This window comes from Lentzea sp. NPDC004782 (genome assembly GCF_040609115.1).
Taxonomy (GTDB): domain Bacteria; phylum Actinomycetota; class Actinomycetes; order Mycobacteriales; family Pseudonocardiaceae; genus Lentzea.
On sequence record NZ_JBEXJN010000018.1, the window covers coordinates 135,276 to 155,414 of the forward strand.

General features: G+C 64.8%; 13 protein-coding genes. 4 read left to right on the forward strand and 9 right to left on the reverse strand.

Annotated features, from left to right (window positions below; genetic code table 11):
* Positions 1–111 precede the first annotated feature (111 nt).
* A complete protein-coding gene (locus tag ABZV40_RS18945) occupies positions 112–2,934 on the reverse strand; it encodes an AAA family ATPase (RefSeq protein WP_355442655.1) in 2,823 nt (940 codons plus the stop codon).
* A 153-nt stretch (positions 2,935–3,087) separates the two neighbouring features.
* A complete protein-coding gene (locus ABZV40_RS18950; RefSeq protein WP_355442658.1) occupies positions 3,088–3,501 on the reverse strand; it encodes an aldo/keto reductase in 414 nt (137 codons plus the stop codon).
* Between the two features lie 801 nt (positions 3,502–4,302).
* Here ABZV40_RS18950 and ABZV40_RS18955 point away from each other — a divergent pair.
* Positions 4,303–5,331 (forward strand): alkene reductase, encoded by a 1,029-nt coding sequence (locus ABZV40_RS18955; RefSeq protein ID WP_355442661.1) that lies wholly within the window; start codon positions 4,303–4,305, stop codon positions 5,329–5,331.
* A 580-nt stretch (positions 5,332–5,911) separates the two neighbouring features.
* On the opposite strand, the gene ABZV40_RS18960 is transcribed toward ABZV40_RS18955, so the two are convergent.
* From ABZV40_RS18960 to ABZV40_RS18975, 4 genes are all read right to left on the reverse strand, one after another.
* Entirely contained in the window at positions 5,912–6,877 is a 966-nt protein-coding gene (locus ABZV40_RS18960) for an aldo/keto reductase (RefSeq protein WP_355442664.1), read from the reverse strand.
* Between the two features lie 29 nt (positions 6,878–6,906).
* On the reverse strand, positions 6,907–8,139 hold the full coding sequence (locus tag ABZV40_RS18965; protein WP_355442667.1) for a cytochrome P450: 1,233 nt from the start codon (positions 8,137–8,139) through the stop codon (positions 6,907–6,909).
* 14 nt (positions 8,140–8,153) lie between these two features.
* Positions 8,154–9,386, reverse strand: coding sequence for an aldehyde dehydrogenase family protein (locus ABZV40_RS18970; protein ID WP_355442670.1), 1,233 nt, complete (start codon positions 9,384–9,386; stop codon positions 8,154–8,156).
* 399 nt (positions 9,387–9,785) lie between these two features.
* On the reverse strand, positions 9,786–11,183 hold the full coding sequence (locus tag ABZV40_RS18975) for an FAD-binding oxidoreductase (protein ID WP_355442672.1): 1,398 nt from the start codon (positions 11,181–11,183) through the stop codon (positions 9,786–9,788).
* Positions 11,184–11,674: 491 nt separating this feature from the next.
* On the opposite strand from ABZV40_RS18975, the gene paaI reads away from it, so the two are divergent.
* From paaI to ABZV40_RS18990, 3 genes are all read left to right on the forward strand, one after another.
* A complete protein-coding gene (gene paaI, locus ABZV40_RS18980) occupies positions 11,675–12,058 on the forward strand; it encodes a hydroxyphenylacetyl-CoA thioesterase PaaI (protein ID WP_355442717.1) in 384 nt (127 codons plus the stop codon).
* Positions 12,059–13,120: 1,062 nt separating this feature from the next.
* Positions 13,121–14,509 carry a class II 3-deoxy-7-phosphoheptulonate synthase gene (locus ABZV40_RS18985; protein ID WP_355442675.1) on the forward strand — a complete coding sequence of 463 codons (1,389 nt, stop codon included), beginning with the start codon at positions 13,121–13,123 and terminating at the stop codon, positions 14,507–14,509.
* Positions 14,510–14,934: 425 nt separating this feature from the next.
* Entirely contained in the window at positions 14,935–15,378 is a 444-nt protein-coding gene (locus ABZV40_RS18990; protein ID WP_355442678.1) for a beta/gamma crystallin domain-containing protein, read from the forward strand.
* A gap of 95 nt (positions 15,379–15,473) precedes the next feature.
* On the opposite strand, the gene ABZV40_RS18995 is transcribed toward ABZV40_RS18990, so the two are convergent.
* From ABZV40_RS18995 to ABZV40_RS19005, 3 genes are all read right to left on the reverse strand, one after another.
* Positions 15,474–16,442 carry an alpha/beta hydrolase gene (locus ABZV40_RS18995; RefSeq protein ID WP_355442681.1) on the reverse strand — a complete coding sequence of 323 codons (969 nt, stop codon included), beginning with the start codon at positions 16,440–16,442 and terminating at the stop codon, positions 15,474–15,476.
* Between the two features lie 87 nt (positions 16,443–16,529).
* Positions 16,530–18,863: a LuxR C-terminal-related transcriptional regulator gene (locus ABZV40_RS19000; RefSeq protein WP_355442683.1), complete on the reverse strand. Its 2,334-nt coding sequence runs from the start codon at positions 18,861–18,863 to the stop codon at positions 16,530–16,532.
* 261 nt (positions 18,864–19,124) lie between these two features.
* A complete protein-coding gene (locus ABZV40_RS19005) occupies positions 19,125–19,925 on the reverse strand; it encodes a helix-turn-helix domain-containing protein (protein ID WP_355442686.1) in 801 nt (266 codons plus the stop codon).
* Positions 19,926–20,139: the final 214 nt, after the last annotated feature.

Genomic DNA, 20,139 nt, shown 5'->3' on the forward strand with positions numbered 1-20,139 from the left:
CAGGGGCCATGACAGGAGTGCGGACACAACCGCAGGGGGATCTGCGGACCCGGCTTGCGGTACCGACCTGCGGAGCTGACCGGGTGAACAGCACGCTTGGCGAGGCGATGGTCAGCTCAGCACTGCGGCACTTCTCGCCCGTTGCCGAAAGACCTCTCGGGCGATCTCCACCCGGCTGCGGACACCGAGTTTGCCGAGCACATGCGAGATGTGGGTCTGCACGGTCCGAGGCGACAGATACAGATTCGCGGCGATACCTGGGGTGGACTGGCCGTCCGCGATCATCGCCGCAATGCGCAGCTCCGTCGGCGTCAGCGCCTGCCAGCCGGACAGGTCGCGGGGTCCGCGCTTACCCCGGACACCTCGGCGTACGCCGTGCGTACGCAACCGCCGGTCGACCCGTCGGACATCCCATTCTGCGCCGAACCGGGTGTAGAGATCCACGGCTTCATTGAACGCGTCCCGCGCTGTCGCGGCGTCCTCGCGATCCGCGAGCACGACGGCCAGATCCTCCAGCGCCATCGCCAGGTCCACGGCCGGGCCCACCTCCCGGTACCTGGTGACCGCTGTGGAGAGCGCATCCGCGTCCCGTTTCACGAGTCCCTCACAGCGCAGCAGCGCCGTTGCGGCCCGACCGGGTTCGACCTCGGCGGACGCCTCGGCGCGGCATGCGTTCAACGCGGCGCGCGCGGTCTCTTGGTCGTCGTCCTCCAGCGCGAGGCGCACCAGGTCGGGTAGCCACTGGTGGGTGAGAGTCATTTCTGAGCGACCGCGGTGCAGCAGGATCTCCGCGAGCACCGTTTTGGCCTCAGTGTGGTCGCCGGCTTGTTCCAGCACGACGGCGCGGGCGGCGATCAGGAAGTCGAGGTTCTCCCGATCGGCTACGGTCGGAGTCGGCAGAGCGAGGCCCGCCTGCAGGTGCTGCTGGGCGAGTTCACGGTCATCGCGGCGTGCGGCGATGAGCGCGGCGACACCGTGCCAGAGCAACAACGGGCCCGGTTCTCTGAGTCCCGAGTACGAGAACCCTGCCGCTGCGGTGTGATCGAGCTCCAGTTCTGCCAGCGCATCGTCCCATTCGCCCAGCCAGTACCGCAGCACCGCGGCCGTGATGCCGGGTTGCCTGGCACCGCTGGTCCTGTGGCGCAGTGCGGCGGCCGCGTCCTCCCAGCGAGTGAGGTTCTGCAGGGTGAAGATCCGGCCGTCCTCGGCCATCGCCCTCAGGTCGGAGTGATCGGGGCCTGTGCGCAACAGCTCGAGCGCACGGTCCAGCAACCCGAGTGCCGCACTGTGGTCGCGCCGCACAGACCTGTTCATCCAAAGCACGATCAGTGCGTAGGCTGCGGCGAACGAGTCGTGCACGCTTTCCGCCATGTTCAGTGCCAGCTGGGCCGTCGTGTCCGCGCTGTCGGTGTCGTTTTCTCCTCCGCGCTGGGCCATCGCGAGGCAACCCAGCAGCCGCGCCCGCCACACGACGGGCAGATCCGGACGGGACAGTGAACGCCGCACCGCGTCGATTCCCGCCTGGTGCTCTCCGAGGCTGAACAAAGCCCGGACCAGCACGAACTCCACCTCGGACCGGTGCCTGGCGCTGGTCACCACCGCGAGGGCGCGTTGTGCGCAGTCCACCGCCTCCCGGTACTGGCCCACACCCAGAAGCACCCACCCGAGCACGACGAGAAGCGTGCTCGTCCGCCCTTCCCCCACCTGGACGTGGTTCACCTCGCGGCGCAGCAGGTCGATCGCGAGTTCGGGCGCCTGCGCCGCGAGCTGGGCGGCGTGTACCTCCAGCCACTGCCGTGCCCAGGCGTCTCCGGCCAGATCGGACGCCGCGAGCTGCTCAGCCACCCGCAGCGGCTGACTGGCGGAGATGGCCAGCGCCTGCGCCGCCTCCAGATGCAGCGCCGACCGCAGCGCGCTGGGTACTGACTGGTAGAGCGCCTGGCGCAGCAATGGGTGTCGGAATATCAGTTCGGTTCCCGTGTCCATCACGATCCCCATCGCGACGGCGTCCTCGAGTGCTCCCGCCAGTTCGGACGCGGAGCGGCGCATCAGCACCGCAAGGTCGGTCACGGAGAACTTCCCCCCGAGCAGCGCCGCCGTTCGCAGCGTCTCCGTCGCCGCATCGGACAGCGCGCCGAGCCTGCGTGTCAGCGCCTCGCCGAAAGACGCGGGCAGCCGATCGTCCGCACCATCGCTTTCCAAGGACACCGCGTTGGCCAGTTCCCGCAAGTAGAGCGGATTGCCCATCGCCAGCGCCGCCAGCCGGTCGCGAGTCGAGTCGGAGGCGGCGCCGAGCAGCCTCGCGAGCAGACGATCCGATTCCACGTCGGTCAGCGGAGTCAGCTCGCACACGGAGTGTCCCCGCCGGGAGATGGTCGCGCGCAGGTCGCGCACCTCTTGCCGCGATGGTGTCGGACGGCATGTCGCGACCAGTAGCAGCGGCAACTGATCGACCGCGGAAACAAGCCTGTGCCAGCACAACAACGAGGCATCATCCAGATGGTGCGCGTCGTCGAGCAAGAGCACCGTGGGGCCTTCCGTGCACACTTCGTCCACGAACCCGACAAGAAGCTCGATCTCGGCCCACACCACGTCGGTCGGCTCGAGCAAGCCGAGCCGCCGTTCGCGCAACACCCTCGCGATTTCGGCGCGCCGGGGATCATCCGAGCGCTGAGAGATCCGCAACAGGTCGACCATGACGTGCAGTGGCGACCGCTGCGCCATCGGATCCGCGGCTCCGGTCAGTACCTCGAACCCCGCAGAGTGGGCAGCCTTGAGCCCCCTGGTCGCAAGAGCGGACTTGCCGATCCCGGCCTCGCCCTCGATCCACACCGCTGTCCCGGTACCGGTGCGGATTCGCTCAACGGCCCTTTCGAGTACGGCCAGCTCCTCCTCGCGGCCGACCCAAATGTCCTGCGACCCGCTTGAGAGCATGATGAACAACCTACGTTGCGCCGTACGTCAGCAGATCCACCAGGAGGGTAGAACGACGTTGGACGGCTGGTCGGAAGTGCGATTCGCTCAAGAATGACCATGCCGTCAACTTCGCAGGCCCGGTTCACGTCCCCAGGAACGCGCGAGATCGGCTCAGGACGGTGCCGGAAGCGTCGCTCCCGCGCGCGACCGGTTGATGCCGGAGGCGAGACGAGGCGTGTGGTGCTCCGTGAGCCGGGTGTGTTCTGCGGGGCTCAGCTCGGGGTCGGGAGCGGCGACGGCTTCGGTCAGGTGGCGGAGCCCGGTCGCTCCCAGGATCGGTGCGGTGATGCCGCGTTGTTGAGCCACCCATGCCAGAGCTACCTGGGCACGGCTGACACCGCGTGCCTCCGCGATCATCGACGGTGCCGATGATCGCCTTTGCAGGGTCAGGAACTCCCAGCTGTCGGGCATCCGCGCCGCGACCAGGTCACCGGGTTTGGCCCCGCGGTCCCGCCGTCCTTTTGCGACGGTGTTCGCGTCGGATTGCCGCAGCGCCCAGGTCCACGTGCGGCCGCCGTCCGTCACGGCGATGGTTCCGGGGCATGCGGCTGCAGCCGCGCTGTACAGGCTGGGGACCGTGAGCCCCAGCAGTTCCTCGCCGGGTTACCCCGGCACCTGGCACGATCCCGGCACGTGGCCGACGCTGGTGATGTTCAATCGTCCACCCCGTTCGAAACGTGCGTTTGAGAAAGACCTGAGCTGGTCCAGGCAGGGGCTCGAGTTGGCCGTTCGAGCGGCGACCAGGTGTGGGCGGACCCAGGGGTGAGGCGGCGTTGGCGGCGCGGATCGAGAGGCACCTGGTGACGACGCTTCGAGCATGTTCGGCATGAGCGTCTTGCTCATGCCCCGATTGCATTCTCCGCCGTCACAATAGGGGTGCCTCCGCTGGTGCTGGGGATCTTCTGCGCCCACTCAATGGGCTGTGCGCCAGGACCACAGCAAGGCCATCAGCGGGGCGCTTCGGACTGTTCCGCTGCTTGGAACTCCAGTGGTGTGTCCCACGCTCCGGCCGTGCAGGATCGTGCCCGCCCTGTCACACACCACGTCCGGCTCACGTTGGGCATGCTGGTCCGAGTGGCGGGAGCCAACGGAGGAAACAGACCAGCGCGCCGACGCCTTTGGTGTCACGGGTGAACTAGCAGCAGACCGTGTGATCGCCGGCGTCGACCAGTGCCCAGTCGTACAGCCGCAGTCCCTTGTCCGCCTGAGGGTCTGGCCTTCGTGCGCATCCGCTCGGCACGCGCGATGGGGACTGTGCGGGGTGGGTTCGATGCCTCTACTGTGCCCACAAGTCTCACCAGATCTCCTATCTGAAGGAGTGGGATGATGGACTCAGGAGCAGCGTTCCTGCCCGTTGTGGTCGGCGGGGTGACCCTGAAGAACCGCCTGGCGATGGCGCCGATGACATTGAGCCAAGCGACGGAGGACGGAGTGCTCCTTCCTGGGCACGTCAACCATTACCGGGCTCGCGCCGGTGCTGGATTGATCGTGACGGAGGCGGCGCAGATCAGCAGGCGCGGCCAGTCCTACCCGAATACGCCGGGCATTCACACGCTCCAACAGGCCGTCGCCTGGGAACAGGTGACCAGAGCGGTCCATGAGGGAGGCGGGGTGATCTACCTTCAGTTGTTCCACGGTGGCCGGGTCGGTCATCCCAGCGTTCGCGGTGGGCTCGTCGGGCACGCGCCGTCCGCCGTGGCTGCAACTGGGCCTGCTCTGACGAAGGAAGGGCCTGTCGAGCACACGGTGCCTGCAGCGATGACGACGGCCGAGATCAAGGAGACGATCAGAGAGTTCGGCCGCTCGGCCCGGCTTGCGATCAGCGCAGGTTTCGACGGTGTGCAGTTGCACGCGGGCAACGGATACCTACCGCAGCAGTTCCTGTGCCGGACGGGCAACCTGCGAACGGACGAGTGGGGTGGCAGCACAACCAACCGCATCCGATTCGTCGTCGAGACGTCCCGTGCGATCGCCGAAGCGGTGGGGCCGGAACGAACTGCGGTCAGGATCGCGCCGGGTGCCGTTGACCATGGGCTCGATGAGGCGGGGACGGAGGAGCTGTATGCGGCGCTGCTGGATGAACTGAATGACGACGGCCTGGCGTTCCTCGACGTCATTGAAGCTTTGGGCACCAGGGACCGGACTATTTCACTGCGTAGTGCGTGGGGTGGCGTTCTCGTGGTGAACCCGCACCGCGACGAGAGTGTCGTCTCGCCCCACGAGCGCGTCGCGGACGCGTTGACTGACGGAGCCGATGTTGTGGCACTCGGGCTGCCATGGCTCGCCAACCCTGATCTGGATCGGCGCATCGCAACCGGAGGACCTTACGAGGAGTTCGACGGGCCGCACTTCTGATAATCATGGCCGTGTAGATCGCTGTGCCACGCACCTCGAGTCCGAGCGGGCTACTGAGCTCGTCAGGTCACGCTGAAGGTAGTTCGGGCTCGGCCCTCACTGCTTGAGCGAGATCGACGAACAGCGCTGCTGGAGCAACGTTCCAGGCGCAGCGCCAAGCCGTTTGTGTGCTCAGGCATGAGTCTGTCGGCGACCTGGTGTTCCTGTTGACAACGCGTTGTGAGCTTAATGGCCGCATGCCGCCATCAACGCGCATAGGGACTTCGCACTGCACAGCGGTTTGTCCGGTGTCGCTGGTGGGACGTCGTGATCGGTCCAGTTCAGGTGGCTCGGCTCTCGCGTCCCGGTGCATGATGGTCAACACCTTGAACACGTTATTCGATTACTCGTTGATGCCGCACTTCGGCCGCCTGGCGATGCTGGCGCATCCGAAATGACCACGCCACCGCTCGGCGCCGTCGTCTTGTCTCTCGCGCTTGGCCTGACATCGACTTGATACCTGAATGTCGTCGCAGACCTCATTGTCGCCGACCTGTTCGAGATCTGTCGGCAATTGAAGAACCTCACGCTTTCGCAGAGATCAGATGCCTGACTCCGGGTAACCGGTGCACGGGCGGGAAACCTCATCCAGGTGATCCATCACGTCCGGAGGCAGTCGTAGCTCGACCCACCGCGGCGTAAGCGACTCCCGGAGCTGGTCTGTGGTGCGCGCACCGATCACCGCCGCAGCGACACCTGGTTGGGCGCGGACCCAGGAGAGTGCTACTGCCAAGGGTGACACGTCGAGCTCTTGTGCACATAAGGCCACCGCTGACACTATGCGATTGCAATGATCGTTCACGTATCCCGACACGTACCGTCTGAAAAAACTGCTGCCCCACAGGTGTTTAGGCACTCCGTCCTGATACTTTCCGGTGAGTACACCCCGGCCGAGTGCGGCCCATGCCAAAATGCCCATGTTCGCGTCGCGGGCAGCAGGTACAACTTCTCGTTCGATGCCGCGCTGTAGTAGCGAGTACTCGACTTGGGTGGACACCAGGGGCCCATGTCCGAAGGCCTGTTGTCGGTACGCAGCCTTAGCGGTCTGCCATCCTGTGTAGTTGCAGACGCCTGCGTGCCGGACGCGGCCCGAATTGAGCGCGACGTCCACGGCCTGCAATGTTTCCTCCAGTTGCACGCCCGGATCCCAACCGTGCAACTGCCAGAGATCGAGATGGTCGGTACGGAGCCTGCGCAGGGATGTGTCCAGGGCGGAAAGGAGATGTTCAGCGGAACAGCACATCGACAGGCTGCCGTCGCGAATCACCCCGGCTTTGCTGGCGAGTACGACATCCGAGCGCTGTACCACCCTTCCCAGAAGGTCACCGATCATCTCCTCGCTTCGTCCCTGCCCGTAGAAGTCCGCAGTGTCCACGAGGGATCCGCCTGCTGCGGCAAACTCCTTGAGCTGGTCTCGCGCGTCGTCACGACCAGTGGTGGCACCCCAGGTCGCTGTACCCAGCCCTATCTCGGACATCTTCAAGCCACCGCATTTCCGTTGTTCCATGCGCTGCTTCCTCCAGATACCTGGAGCCGCTACTGCCGCACCACGACCGGGAGGGACTCCAGTCGCCGAAGGAACGTCGCGGGCCGCCACCGCAGTGATTCGGGAGCAATCGCGAGTTTGGTGCGCGGATACCGCGTCAGCAGTTTGCTCAGCCCTACCTCTACTTCGAGTTTTCCGAGCGCGGCGCCGTAGCATCGATGAGGACCATGACCGAACGCCAGGTGATCGTGCGAGGGGCGGGTGATGTCGAAGACATCAGGATGTTCGAACCGGCTGGGATCCCGGTTGGCGGCCGAGTTCGCAACGACGATGAGTTCATCTGCTGGAATTGTGACTTCGTCAAGCTCGATGGGCGTTGGACAGTGTCGCGGCGGCAGGATTCGGAATGACGTCTCGAACCGCAATATCTCCTCGACGCACCCCGGCCAAAGCGACGGATCGGCAAGCACCTTTGTGAGCTGGTCGGGATGCGTCATCAAAACCAGCGCACCGTTCGCCATCGCGCTGGTTGCCTCAACGCCTGCGACGAGGAACAAGAACACGGTCGCCACGAGCTCTTCCTCGTCAAGCTTGTCCTCGCGCGCCATGGTCACCAGTTCGGTGAACACATCTTCGTGCGGCTCCTTGCGTTTGAGGGCGACCATCTCGTGGCAGAAATCGTACATCTTACGGCCGGCCTCGGTCGCCTCCTCGGCTGACGTTGCGGTGAGGATCAAATTCTCCCAATCGGGAAACTCGTCCCTGGCATCAGGTGGCACGCCGACGAAATCCCCGAGTACAGTCGTGACCAGGGGCCTGCTGTAGCCACGGACAAAATCTATCGCATCGTCAGTCGGCAATGCATCTAACAAGTCGTCGGCGACACGTTCCAACTCGGGTCGCATCGAGGCGACGCGGCGAGGAGTGAAGAGATGTGCCAACAAGCTGCGTTGCCGCCGGTGACTGGCACCGTCCTGTTCGAACATGCTGCGTCGTAGCGGACGCGGTAATCTGGCGTGTTGTTCGGGGCGTACCATGCAGTGCTCTATTTTTTCCTTGACGGCCACGAGATCTTTTCCCAGAGATTGGTCTGCCAGCACGCGCTTGGCGTCGTCGTATCGGGTGACGAGCCACATTCGCAGCCCGTTGGTGACGATTGGCACAACTCCGGGCTTTTCCTGCAAAGCGGCCAAGGTGGGGTAAGGATCACGGAGGAACTGTCCTGAGATCAGCCGGAAGATATTTCCATCGGATGCACTGCACATTTGTGTCTCCAGGAGCATCTCGTCTGCACACGTCACATGCGTGTTGCCTCAAATGCCGGGAGCTTCGGTCCCTGACGCAGTTCACCGTTCTCCCAGATCCATCCCGACTTGCCATAGCCACCGAAAGGAGTGCGCACTGCAGCGGCGGGAAGTCCACTGTTGACTGTCACGTGGCCGTATCGCCCGAAGACGAGGTCGTCAACGCGGTGGGCATACGGCTCGCCACGCAGTTCGGTGGCGACTGCCTCGGCCTCGTCCCCGAAGATGCTGCACGCCAGGCCGAACCTGCTCGAACGTGCGATGTTCACCGCTTCCTCCGGCTCGCCGAACGAAGCAACAGCAAGCAGTGGTGCGAACGTCTCGTCCTGGAACACCGACATGTCCTGAGTCGCATTCGTGACGATTGTCGCGGCCACATGCTGCCCTTCGATGGTGCCACCGCAGGCGATCCGTGCCCCTTTTTCCTGCGCGTCGGCCAATTGCCGGCGTACCATCTCTGGCACTTTCGGGCTGATCACGGATCCAACGGTCGCTGCTTCGAATGCCGTGACCAGCCGCTCGACCAGCTCGTCGTGCACGGTGTGGTGGGCTATCACGTTTTCAGGTGCGATGCATCTCTGCCCGGCTACCGCAAGCTTCGCCTTGGCCGTGACTTGAGCAACATCGTCGATCTGCGCTCCGGCGAGCACGATTACGGGATCTTTGCCTGGCCCTTCGAACACGACTTTCTTCGTTACCCCTTGACGAACACGCCGGAGCAGATCGTCGCCAAGCTCCTCGCCGCCGAACACCAATGCGAACCGCACCGACTCGGACATCATGACGTGATCGAGAAAGTCAGGCCCGGTCCGGGTTCGCTCCATGATCACGCGGCCCGGCACGATATCGTCGAACAGGTTCTGCACGACCGCCGAAGTGTGACTTGCTCGGCCTGTCATCCGTACCAGAACCTTGTTGCCGCCGATCAGAAGCTCTGTGATCGTCCGAATCCCGCTCGCGAGAATGTTCGAGGGCAACATGATGGCGGCCCACTCGTCCGAGGTGCAAATCGGGCGCCGCCGGACAAGCTGCGCGCCGAGCGCGCCGAGATGAACCTCGAGAAAGCGTGATGTCGCGTTGATCTCCTTCAGCACGTCTTCAATGCGGAACGGTACGTCCGTCGTCACAGCTGCGGCCAGCTCGTCAGCGCACAGGCGGAGTGCTTCGCCTAGTTTGCGGCCCAATGCGGCGACGTCATGTGGCAACACAGCAGCATGGTCGTTCACAGGCCCTCCTTCTCAGAACCGCACAGCATGGTGCGCGGACGACCTCCTGGGCGAGGGTAGGCCGTCAGGGCGTTCTGATGGCGCTTCGTTCCGCGGTGCGGAACGTCGCGACGTGTGAGATCCCTTCGAGGAGCCGCCATCGAGCCAGCAGGCCTGACATCTGGTGGCTTCTTGTCAAGGGCCAGGGCAGACCGCTAACACAATGATCTTGGAATACCGTTCGTCATTGGCGTGTTGACCTCGGTGTGAGGCAGGGGAGCAGCTTCCCTGGATCGTGTACGACGAGTGGTGGGCGCGGATCGAGTCGCTGCTCCTGGTGGCCCCGCGTGCTGCCGTGTGCAGGGGAGCTGCAAATCTCATGAACTGTGCCGTTCGAGGTTGTAAATCAATCGGATTGGTTCATGTTTGCCGAGGTTTGATGTTGGCGTTGTGGTGGAACACGTTCTCCGGGTCGTAGACTGCTTTGATCCTGGTGAGCCGCTCGTACTTCGTCGGGCCGTACGATGCGCGCACGCGATCGTTTTCGAACTCCGACATGAAGTTCACATAGCCGCCGTAGTTGCTGGAGTGTGGTACAAGCGCTTCCCAGAACGTTCTCACCCATGCCCGGTCGGCCTCGAACAACTCCTGTTTCGGTGCGCCGGCGGTGATTCCGATGATGAATCCGGGCTGTCGAGTACCGCCGAATGCCGTGGCGTCGTCCGGCACTGTCGAATATGCACCGTTCATCGGAGTAATGGGCATCAATGACATTGGCGAGGACTTCTTTGGCAGATACCTGGTGATCACCTCGATCACCTCGTTGGTAATTTCTTTGACATATACCGACTTCTCGTAGGACAGCGAATGTGGGGGGATCACGAAGTCGAGCATTTTCTGTAGTTCGACGTACGGGATCGGGCTGACCATCTCGAATTGCGTGGGCGGGCCGTCGTGGATCTTCGCGACGACGCCGTCGAGCTTGCCGTCGTCGAAGTCCACAATGGCTAGTGCATAACCGGTCCGCAGGTGGTACTCGGTAGGTACGAACGGTGCCGGCGGCGCGCTGTACCCGACCATCATGGCGCCCATTCCGTCGGGCAGCCCCGCGAGCGTGTCCCGCGCGAATCGCAGCGCCTCGGTGCCATGTTCTCTGCTCCAGAAGAACATTCCCAGTCGCACCTGCGGGCCGACCGGGTGCAGCCGGAACTGGAACTCGGTGACCACGCCGAAGTTGCCGCCACCACCTCTGATTGCCCAGAACAGATCGGAGTGGTCGTTCTCGGACACCTTGAGCACCTGACCGGACGCGAGGACGATCTGGACAGAGAGCAGGTTGTCGATCGACAGTCCGTGCCGCGATGTCAGCCAGCCGAACCCGCCGCCGAGGGTGAGGCCGCCAATGCCTGTGTCGCTCACCGTGCCGCCGGGCGTCGCAAGCCCGTGGGCCTGCGCGGCCTCGTCCAGCTCCGCCCAGGTGGCGCCACCGCTGACCCTGGCGGTCCGCGACTCGGGGTCGACCTCGATGGCACGCAGTCCACTCAGATCGATCATCAGCGCGCCGTCCTGCACAGCGGCCCCGCTCAGATTGTGTCCGCCGCCGCGTACGCAGACATCGAGGCCTCGCTTCCGCGCGAAAGCCAGGCTCGCCGCGACGTCGTCGGCGCTCGCGCAGCGCGCGATGACGGCAGGGTGGCGGTCGATCTGACCGTTCCAGATGCGCCGGGCGTCGTCGTAGCCGTCGTCGCCCGGCGCGACGGCGGGCCCGGTCAGTGCGGCGCGCAGCGAGCCAATGCTCTGGACGTCGAGTGAAGTCATCCGTTCAGCTTCGCCGGTGGCGGCAGTACCTGGCATCCTCCGATTGAGCTACGGACGCGGGCAGATATCGTTCCTGTTCAAACTGACTTCACCCAGGACTCCGGGATCCTGCGATCAGGCTTCGTGTCGACAGGGCAGCTGGTCTTAGAGCTCGAGCTTCGACTGGTTCTGTGACCGGAGTCGTAGAAGTTCTCGGGCCTCCGATCCCAGCCTGTTTCACCTCGGCAGGCCTGGTGATCGGCGAGAATTTGGGTTCGACAGGCAGCCGTTCACCATTTGCCCGGCCTGTCGGATAGCCGACGTGTGGGGCTCGAATTGTCAGAACGCCCCCGTGCGCTACGCCGCGAGAACACCACGGATCGAACACGTCCACCGTGTTGACACCGGTGTGGTCACGGCTTTTACTGAACTATGCCTTTGTAAGTCGTCTACTCGATCAGTCAGTTCAAGCGCGAGTGGAGCCCTCCATGTCCGGAAACTTCGCCGAGACGATGTTCGGTGATGACGCCGTGTCCCGGTCGCTCGGCATCGAACTGTTGGAATTCGGCGACGGCCGTTCCTCCGCCAGCATGCGTGTGACCGATTCGATGGTCAACGGACACGCCGTCGTGCACGGCGGTTATGTGTTTCTGCTAGCTGAAACCGCGTTCGCCTACGCGTGCAACAGCCGGGGCCCGGCGACTGTCACGACTGGCGCCGAGATCTCCTTTGTCGCCGCAGCCGAGGCCGGAGACCTGCTGATCGCGACGGCCGAAGAGCGCACCCGTTTCGGCCGCAACGGCATCTACGACGTAACGGTCCGCCGTGGAGACACCGTGATTGCAGAATTCCGAGGTCGGAGCCGCACCAGCGGCCGAGTGGAAGGCGAAGCGTGACCAGCGCTTCCGAAAGGAAGGTATGGAAGAACCCCCGCGTACCGCACGCTCTGCAATCGGCACCGCAACACGTGTGAGCGACCTCAGGGCCGGATCTCCTGCCACCGTCGAGGGTGGGCTGTGCGGGCCGCTCGATGGCTCAGTTCGCGCGGACGCGACCCTGACTCACCCGGACAGTGTCCAGCAGCCGCAGTTGACGCCACGGGGGCTTGGCGATGAGTTCGGGCAGGTGTTGCAGGCGTCGCGGCACGCCGAGGTCGTAGGCGTTGTTGATGACTGCCTCGATACGGGCGCGGCTGTCTTCGCGGTAGTCGTTGACACGGGAAAGCCCCCGTAGAAGGCGTGGCCACGACGCCGTTGTTGTCCCGATAGACAGCCGTCTTGAGGTAGCAGCAGGTGGTTGAGCGGATCTGCGGGCTGAAGATGATCTCTCGGTGTCCGGGCTGTCGAGGTTCGAGGTTGTCGCGGGCAGCGAACCGTTGAACAGCTCCCGGGACCCGGACCACGCCTGCACCGCTTGGCCCACTCATGGCCCCGGCCCCGCCCGCGTCTTGCCGGAACAAGGGGAGTAGGCGCAGATCTTGTGAACGCCAGGCCGAATCGGATGTTCCAGAGTTAGAAGCAGGAGCAGACCATCTGCCAGCCGTTACGGTTGTGGGAAAACCACACCGCGCTGGTGCCGATCGCGGACTTTGTGCCGGTGAAGACCCGCTGGCACTCCTTCGCCACGCCGGTCGGCAGGACCTGCGGCGGCGGCTGGCGGCGGCCCGGGGCCTCAACGGCGTCACCCGGTCGATCTTGTACCCGGCCAGGGGGGTTGTGCCGTGCACCGGGCCTGCTTGTCCTTACGCCCGCCGACAGGTCATTGTTCGAGGTGCTTGCTAGAGGTGCGAGCCCAATTTGTGATCGGCACCAGTAGTGCGATCGTGTGATCTGGACCATCGCCTGCCCGCCCGATGAGTGATCGGACTCGATCTCGGTCTGCAGGCTTCGGTGACCCGGTGTTCAACGTCGTGGAACGATGGGCGACGCAGGTTGTTGCGTCTGCCTACCCTCCTGACCGTGAACTGCACATTGGACGTACCGCTGGACACGTTGCCAGGGCTTCCACCATTGCCCATGTCGTTGCAGCTGAAGCTGGACGACGCACTGTCGCGTCCCGCCGCCCAGCAGCCCGAATGGCCCGACGCCGAACAGGTGCGTCGCGTGCGGACCGTGCTGGAGAGCGTGCCGCCGATCACCGTGCCCGCCGAGATCGACCGGCTGCACACGCAACTGGCGCAGGTCGCGAACGGTGAGGCGTTTCTTCTGCAGGGCGGTGACTGCGCGGAGACGTTCGCGGACAACACCGAGCCGCACATCCGCGCGAACATCCGGACCCTGCTGCAAATGGCCGTGGTGCTGACCTACGGCGCGAGCCTGCCGGTGGTCAAGGTCGGCCGCATCGCCGGGCAGTACGCCAAGCCGCGGTCGTCGAACATCGACGCGCTCGGCCTGCCTTCCTACCGGGGCGACATCATCAACTCCCTGGTCGCGACGCCCGAGGCCCGCGTGGCGGACCCCGGCCGCATGATCCGCGCCTACGCCAACGCCGGCGCGGCGATGAACCTGCTGCGGGCGCTCACCGGCGCGGGTCTGGCGGACCTGCACCGGGTGCACGACTGGAACCGCGACTTCGTGCGCACCTCGCCCGCGGGCGAGCGCTACGAGGCGCTGGCCAGTGAGATCGACCGCGGCCTGAAGTTCATGTCCGCGTGCGGTGTCACCGACCAGTCGTTGCACGGCACGGAGATCTTCGCCTCGCACGAGGCGTTGCTGCTCGACTACGAGCGCGCGTTGCTGCGCCTGGACACCACCGGTGAGCAGCCGCGGTTGTACGACCTGTCGTCGCACTTCGTGTGGATCGGTGAGCGCACCCGTCAGCTCGACGGCGCGCACATCGCGTTCGCGGAGATGCTCGCGAACCCGATCGGTCTCAAGATCGGCCCGACGACGTCGCCGGAGATGGCGGTGGAGTACGTCGAGCGGCTGGACCCGCGGGGCGAGCCGGGTCGGTTGACGCTGATCTCGCGCATGGGCAACCAGAAGGTGCGCGACGTGCTGCCGTCGATCATCGAGAAGGTCGAGGCGTCCGGCCACAAGGTCATCTGGCAGTGCGACCCGATGCACGGCAACACCCACGAGTCGAGCACCGGCTACAAGACCCGCCACTTCGACCGGATCGTCGACGAGGTCCAGGGCTTCTTCGAGGTGCACCGCCGGCTCGGCACGCACCCCGGCGGCATCCACATCGAGCTCACGGGTGAGGACGTCACCGAGTGCCTCGGTGGCGCGCAGGAGATCTCCGACGACGACCTCGCCGGCCGCTACGAGACGGCGTGCGACCCGCGCCTGAACACGCAGCAGTCGCTCGAGCTCGCGTTCCTCGTCGCCGAGATGCTGCGCTCGTAGCGGGTTTCTGGCCCATCTCGGTCCCTGTCGGCGCAGACAGGACGCTGACTCCTCGGCTGAGCACCTGTGGCCCAGTACACCGCTCCGGCCACCGACCTGGGGCATGCCCTCCTGTGGGGCTGAACAAGGACCTGTTCGCGAGGGCCCTCTCAGGGGCTCAAATCGGGTTGTGAGAGAGGACCTGGCGGATCGGGCACGGGTGTAGAAGCGAACATCAGAAAACAGCACCACCATGCGGGCGTTGGTCACGCGGAACCGGCACGGCACTCCCTATAATTTCGGGCAGTGTCAGGGTGCCCAACGGGCAAGAATGCGGGAAATTAATTCATGAGCCTCCTCTCGGTGATAGTCTTCGACGTGCGCAGGACAAGGGGTCCGAGCGCAGGTTTCCACCTCGAGTGACCTTTAGTGCCAAGCTTTTCATCTTGTTCTGGCTGGCCATCGACGCAAGCGCTCCTGCTGGCCACGACAAGATGGAAAGGCTCACCAGCGTGGGAGATCAGCGCATTATGCGAAAGAATGTCAAGAAGATCGGGCTCGGCGGTGCGGCTGTCCTGGGCCTGCTCCTCGCCGTTCCGGCGAGTCCCGCCTTCGCCATCGACCAAGTCGCCTGCGGCCAACGGGACGACTTCGTGAAGCTGGAAATCGCACTCGGCGGCGGGCTGGGCACCAACCGATGCTTCGCGAACGCCGGCGTCACCGCCGTGGACATCGACGGTGTCCACACGATCACCTCGGGCAACAACAAGGTGACGATCAACTGGGAATACGGTGGCCTGTACTACACGGAGACCCTCGATCCTGGCTTCCGAATCAGCACGAACGGCAGCGGGGAGACGGCCAGGGTGTATGAAGTGCGCATCTGGTGATCTGTCGGCTGAACGTCCGGGAACAACGTGTGACGCGGCCTGCGAACAACATGGCCGGCCACTGAGGTGATCTCCTGGTCGGCACGGACTGGGCTTCAGTCTTCCTCCAGGCCCGCGAGCCAGTCGGTGACCGTGGCCACATAAGTGGCGGGAGCGTGCCCGTGCATGGAATGTGGCATGTTCGGGAAGACGCGGTAGGTGAAGGAGTTCCCGGTGTCCTCGACAAGCCGTCGGACGTGCTGAACCTGCTGATCCGAGATCGCGCCGATCAGATTGCCGGTGTCGGGGTCGACGTGGTGGAAGTGATGGGTGAACAGCACCGGCACCTTGACCTTGGAAAGCATGTTCTCGTGGTCGCAGCACAGTGATGCTCGGCCGGAGACGAATGCTTCAGCCCACTCGGGGTCGTACTCGCGGAGGTTTTGCGGAATGCCGTCCTGCTGGTCACCGGTGTCGCCGGTCACGTGCGGCAGTGCGTCGGACATCCAGCGGGGAAGTTCGCGGCTCATGGCGGTTTGCATGCCGGCGACGTCACCGATGGACCACTGACGGCCGAGCCACGTGTGCCAGATCTGGAAGATGGGACCAACGGCCTGGCGGATGGACTGGCCGACCGACGGGTTCGTCTCGGAGGCGAACAGGGGAGCGTCTTCCCAGACGGCGGCGCGAACTTGGCCTGGGGCGGCGAACGCGGACAGCCAGGCGGCGAGCACGCCACCGGACGACATACCGCTGACGACCACCGGGCGGCCGATGACCCGATCGATGAACCGGACCAGGTCCCCACCGAAAAGATCCAGGCTGTAGCGGCCCGGCGTCCAGGTGGAACGGCCCTGCCCGCGGAGGTCGACGGCGTAGACCTGGTAGCGGTCGCTGAGCAGCTGCATCGCCTGCTCGTAGCCCCACCACGACTCGGCCTGGGCGGGTACCAGCAGTACGGCAGGATGTTGGGGATTACCGGCTACGGCGTAGTTCATGTGGATCTCGCCGAGATCGACCAGGTGTTCGGGGTAGTCGTGCGCAACGAAGATGCCCGGACGGTCGCTGGCTTCCAAGTAGTTCACCGGTCCCACTCCCGATCAGTGCTCAATGTGCGCGGATGGTGCTGGTCGACATCGCAGAAGACGGTGATGGTCAGGATCGTCGCGCTCTTACGGGTCCCGGCCGTGTTCTTGCTCGGCGAACCAGGCGGCCAGCTGGACACGGCTGGTGAACCCGAGTTTGGCCAGGCACCGTTCCACGTGGCCCTCGACGGTACGCGTGGAGAGCACCAATCGGGCAGCGATGTCCTTGTTGGACAACCCCTCGGCGACCAACTCGGCGACCTGACGTTCTCGCCGGGTCAGTACCGCAGGCGAACCCTGAGCAGCCGCGGAAGCCGCGGGCGCGGATCGGGCATCCTTGCCCAGCGCGTAGGCAACGGCGGCGCCGAGTTCGAGAGTGACCCCGTGATCGAATGCGTTCTGGAACCCTTGGTCGCCGAGGAAACCGCGTGCCCGCCGCTCGCACTCATCATGGTCAGCACGGTAGTGCTGGAAGTTGGTCAGCGATCGACCACCGAGCAGTGGCCAGAGCCGGTGGGCCACCCCCAGCAACACCGCAGCCCGTTCGCCCTCGCCGTCGGCCGCCGCGATCCAGGCCAGCCGTTCCACCAGGAACACCGTGCCCCTGATGTTGTTGAACGCGTGCAGTTCCTGCAAAGCCTGCCGGACGTGTTTGCGCGCCTGAGCTGTTTGTCCGCGCATCCGTTCGGGAAGAGCCATCGCGTAGAGCGTCCACGCTCGAACCCATCGCTCGCCGCGCTGTTCGCAGAGCGCTTGAGCTTTCTCCGCCAGCTCGAGCGCGTAGCCGGTGTCTCCCTGATAGGCCACCGCCGGGATGAGCGCTACATAGGCGGCGATCACGGTGCAGCTCAGCTCGCCCAATGCCTCGAACCGTGCCAGAGCATCCTCCAGGAGGCTCCGCGCACGCGGCAGATCGCCCCTGAACCACTCCGCGGTTCCCAGGGCGTACTGGGCATAGGCCCGCACGGTCTGCTCATTCTCCGCAGCGGCCCACTGCAGGCACCGCTTGGCCATGCCGATGGCCTCGGCGTGCTTGCCCTGGAGAGTGGCGAGGTGGGCGTTGGTCCAGAGGGCGGTGGCCCACGCTCTGCTCGGCGCGGCGTCCTGCGCCAGCAGCTGATCCAGCCAATGCCGCCCCTCGGCCACCAGGCCACAACTCCAGTAGAAGTACAGGGCCGTGGCCAGTTGCAGCCCCGCCTGTGACTCACCGGGGGTCTTCAGGCAGTACTCCAGTGCGAGCCGCAGGTTGGCATGCTCGCGTTGAGTCCGGGCGGCGATCTCCACCTGGGTAGGACCGAACCACTCGGCCGCGTGCGACTCTGCCAACCGCAGGAAGTAATCGCGGTGCCGCCGCCGCAGCACCACCTCGTCCTCGGCGGAACGCAGCTTGTCTCGCCCGTAGTGGCGGATGGTGTCCAGCATCCGGTACCGAGTGATGGTGCCGCCGGCCGGATCCGTGGCGAGAATCGACTTGTCAACCAGCCCCGCCACGGCCTCGATCACCTCCTCCAGATCGATGCCATCTCCCGCACACACGGCCTCGGCCGCATCGAGATCACATCCGTCGGCGAACACCGATATCCGTGCCCACAACCGTTTCTCGGCAGGGGAGCACAGATCGTAGCTCCAGTCCACCACCGCCCGCAGCGTGTGATGGCGCGGCCGCACAACGGTGCTGTTCGCGGTGAGCAACCGGAATCGGTCGTTGAGGCGGTGCAGGATCTGCCACGGGGAGAGGACCTGCACTCGCGCCGCGGCAAGCTCGATCGCCAGCGGAAGCCCGTCCAGCAACTGGCAGATCATGGCGACAGCGGTTCGATTGGCCCGAGTGATCGTGAACCCCGGCACCATCGCTCTCGCTCGCTCGGCGAACAACAGGATCGCATCACTGGAGGCCAGCTCGGCAGGAGACGTCAAGCCCGGGTCAGGCAGGGGGAGCGGAGATATCTGCAGGACGTGCTCGCCAGGGATGTGCAGCGCGTGCCGGCTTGTCGCCAAGATCCGCAGCCGCGGTGCCGCCGTCAGCAGGGCGTGGGCCAGCCTCCCGCACTTGTCTCTCAGATGCTCGCAGTTGTCCAGCACCAGAAGCAGGTTCTTGTCCTGCAGGTGGCCGATCAGTGCTTCCCGCGGTGACCGCGCGGACTGGTCCTGAAGCCCGACTGCCTCGTTGATGGTCTGTTCCAACAGCGAGCAGTCCCGCAGCGAAGCGAGTTCGATCAGCCACACACCGTCGGGGAACGCTCGGCGGAGCTGGGAGGCCACCTGCACGGCCAGACGGCTCTTACCCACGCCGCCGATCCCGGCAAGCGTCAGCATCCGCACCGCAGGCAGTGTCTTCTTCACTGTGGCTGTCTCATGGCGACGTCCGATGAAGCTGGTCACGTCGGTCGGCAGGTTACCTTGGGTGCGCTGGACCACCACGCATGCACAGTAGGCGTGGATTGGCCTGTTCAACTCGTTCGTGATGTATTCGTCGCCATGTGTGCGCCAACCGTGTGGTTGTGGTTGGCGGGACGCAGCTCGGCCACTCCTCGGGTACGCCCGATGTGGGCCAAATGGTAGGAATGTTCCCTTGCTGAAGGGGCTGACGTTGTTCGTGCTCTGTCGAATCGCGGTCAGCCCGTGTCTGGCGCACGGCAGTTCCGCTCGTCACGGAATGCGAACGCAGCGAGGTTTCTCGTTTCAGCTGGCCGACTGGACATGGGTACCGATGTCCATGCCATCTCTCCGGCCAATGTGGAGTTGGACGTTTCGCGCCAATGAGTAGGCGCAGCGCCGCAGTTCTCGCGTCGCGGCCGCAACGTCAAGGGTTCTTGTGCCTCCGCTCACCGCGAGCACAGCGGGCCAGTTGCGGCCACTCACCACGTCCCGCAGGGTGATGGCGACGCTGCTGATGCCTCGAGCGGGTTCGTCGGCGTGTGCCACACCGGTGCTCCTGATCTTCGAGAGCTCACCGGCCGAAAGTCTGCCCGGCAGCATGTAGCCGTTTTCTGCGTGATGAGCGTGCAGAATCTTGATTATCGCACTCGGTACCGTGGAGCTCGAGCCCAGGCGGATACCGCGGTGACCGTAGATCTGATTGACGCAGACGGGGCCGGTACTCGCCATTGCGCAAACGCTGGCGGTGCCACCGGTTGCGGCGTGCAGCTCCACGAGGTAAGGCGTGGATTCGCTGCGCAGTAGCGGAACAACCGAATGACTTTCGGGTAGAGCTGGTTTCACCACGCATTCGCCCGGGTAGTAGAAGCCGTCGCGCCGCTCGACCATTCGATGCGCGCAGAGCGCCGCCAGCAGCCGGTGGGTCGTCGACTTGGGCAAACCGGTCCGGCGGATCAGCTCGGCCAGGGACAGGGGTTTACCACTCCCGATCACCGATGTCAGCACGACCATCGCCTTGTCGACCGCGGTGAGCGCCGCCCCGCCGGTCTCGCGAGATCCGGACATGGACGCGGGCTCGGGAACAACAGTGAGCGAAGCACTCATGACCACACCGACCCTTCTGATCGATCCTCGTTCCGAGTGACAATCGTGCTCGGGTGCCACTCGGTTTTGCGCACAGCACTGGCGAAACAAGCTCGATTCCGTTTTGAAGCTGCGGTGTATCCGACCGCGACACCGCGTGGTGCTATCCGGTTCGCCTTCAGCGGACATGGCCATTTGGAATCCGTGCAAGCAGCGCACGGAACGCCGGCCACTG

Coding starts and splice junctions, on each gene's coding strand:
- ABZV40_RS18945 (WP_355442655.1), bottom strand. CDS start 2,934: ATGCTCTCAAGCGGGTCGCAGGACATTTGGGTCGGCCGCGAGGAGGAG.
- ABZV40_RS18975 (WP_355442672.1), bottom strand. CDS start 11,183: ATGACTTCACTCGACGTCCAGAGCATTGGCTCGCTGCGCGCCGCACTG.
- paaI (WP_355442717.1), top strand. CDS start 11,675: ATGTTCGGTGATGACGCCGTGTCCCGGTCGCTCGGCATCGAACTGTTG.
- ABZV40_RS18960 (WP_355442664.1), bottom strand. CDS start 6,877: ATGGAACAACGGAAATGCGGTGGCTTGAAGATGTCCGAGATAGGGCTG.
- ABZV40_RS18965 (WP_355442667.1), bottom strand. CDS start 8,139: ATGCTCCTGGAGACACAAATGTGCAGTGCATCCGATGGAAATATCTTC.
- ABZV40_RS19005 (WP_355442686.1), bottom strand. CDS start 19,925: ATGAGTGCTTCGCTCACTGTTGTTCCCGAGCCCGCGTCCATGTCCGGA.
- ABZV40_RS18955 (WP_355442661.1), top strand. CDS start 4,303: ATGGACTCAGGAGCAGCGTTCCTGCCCGTTGTGGTCGGCGGGGTGACC.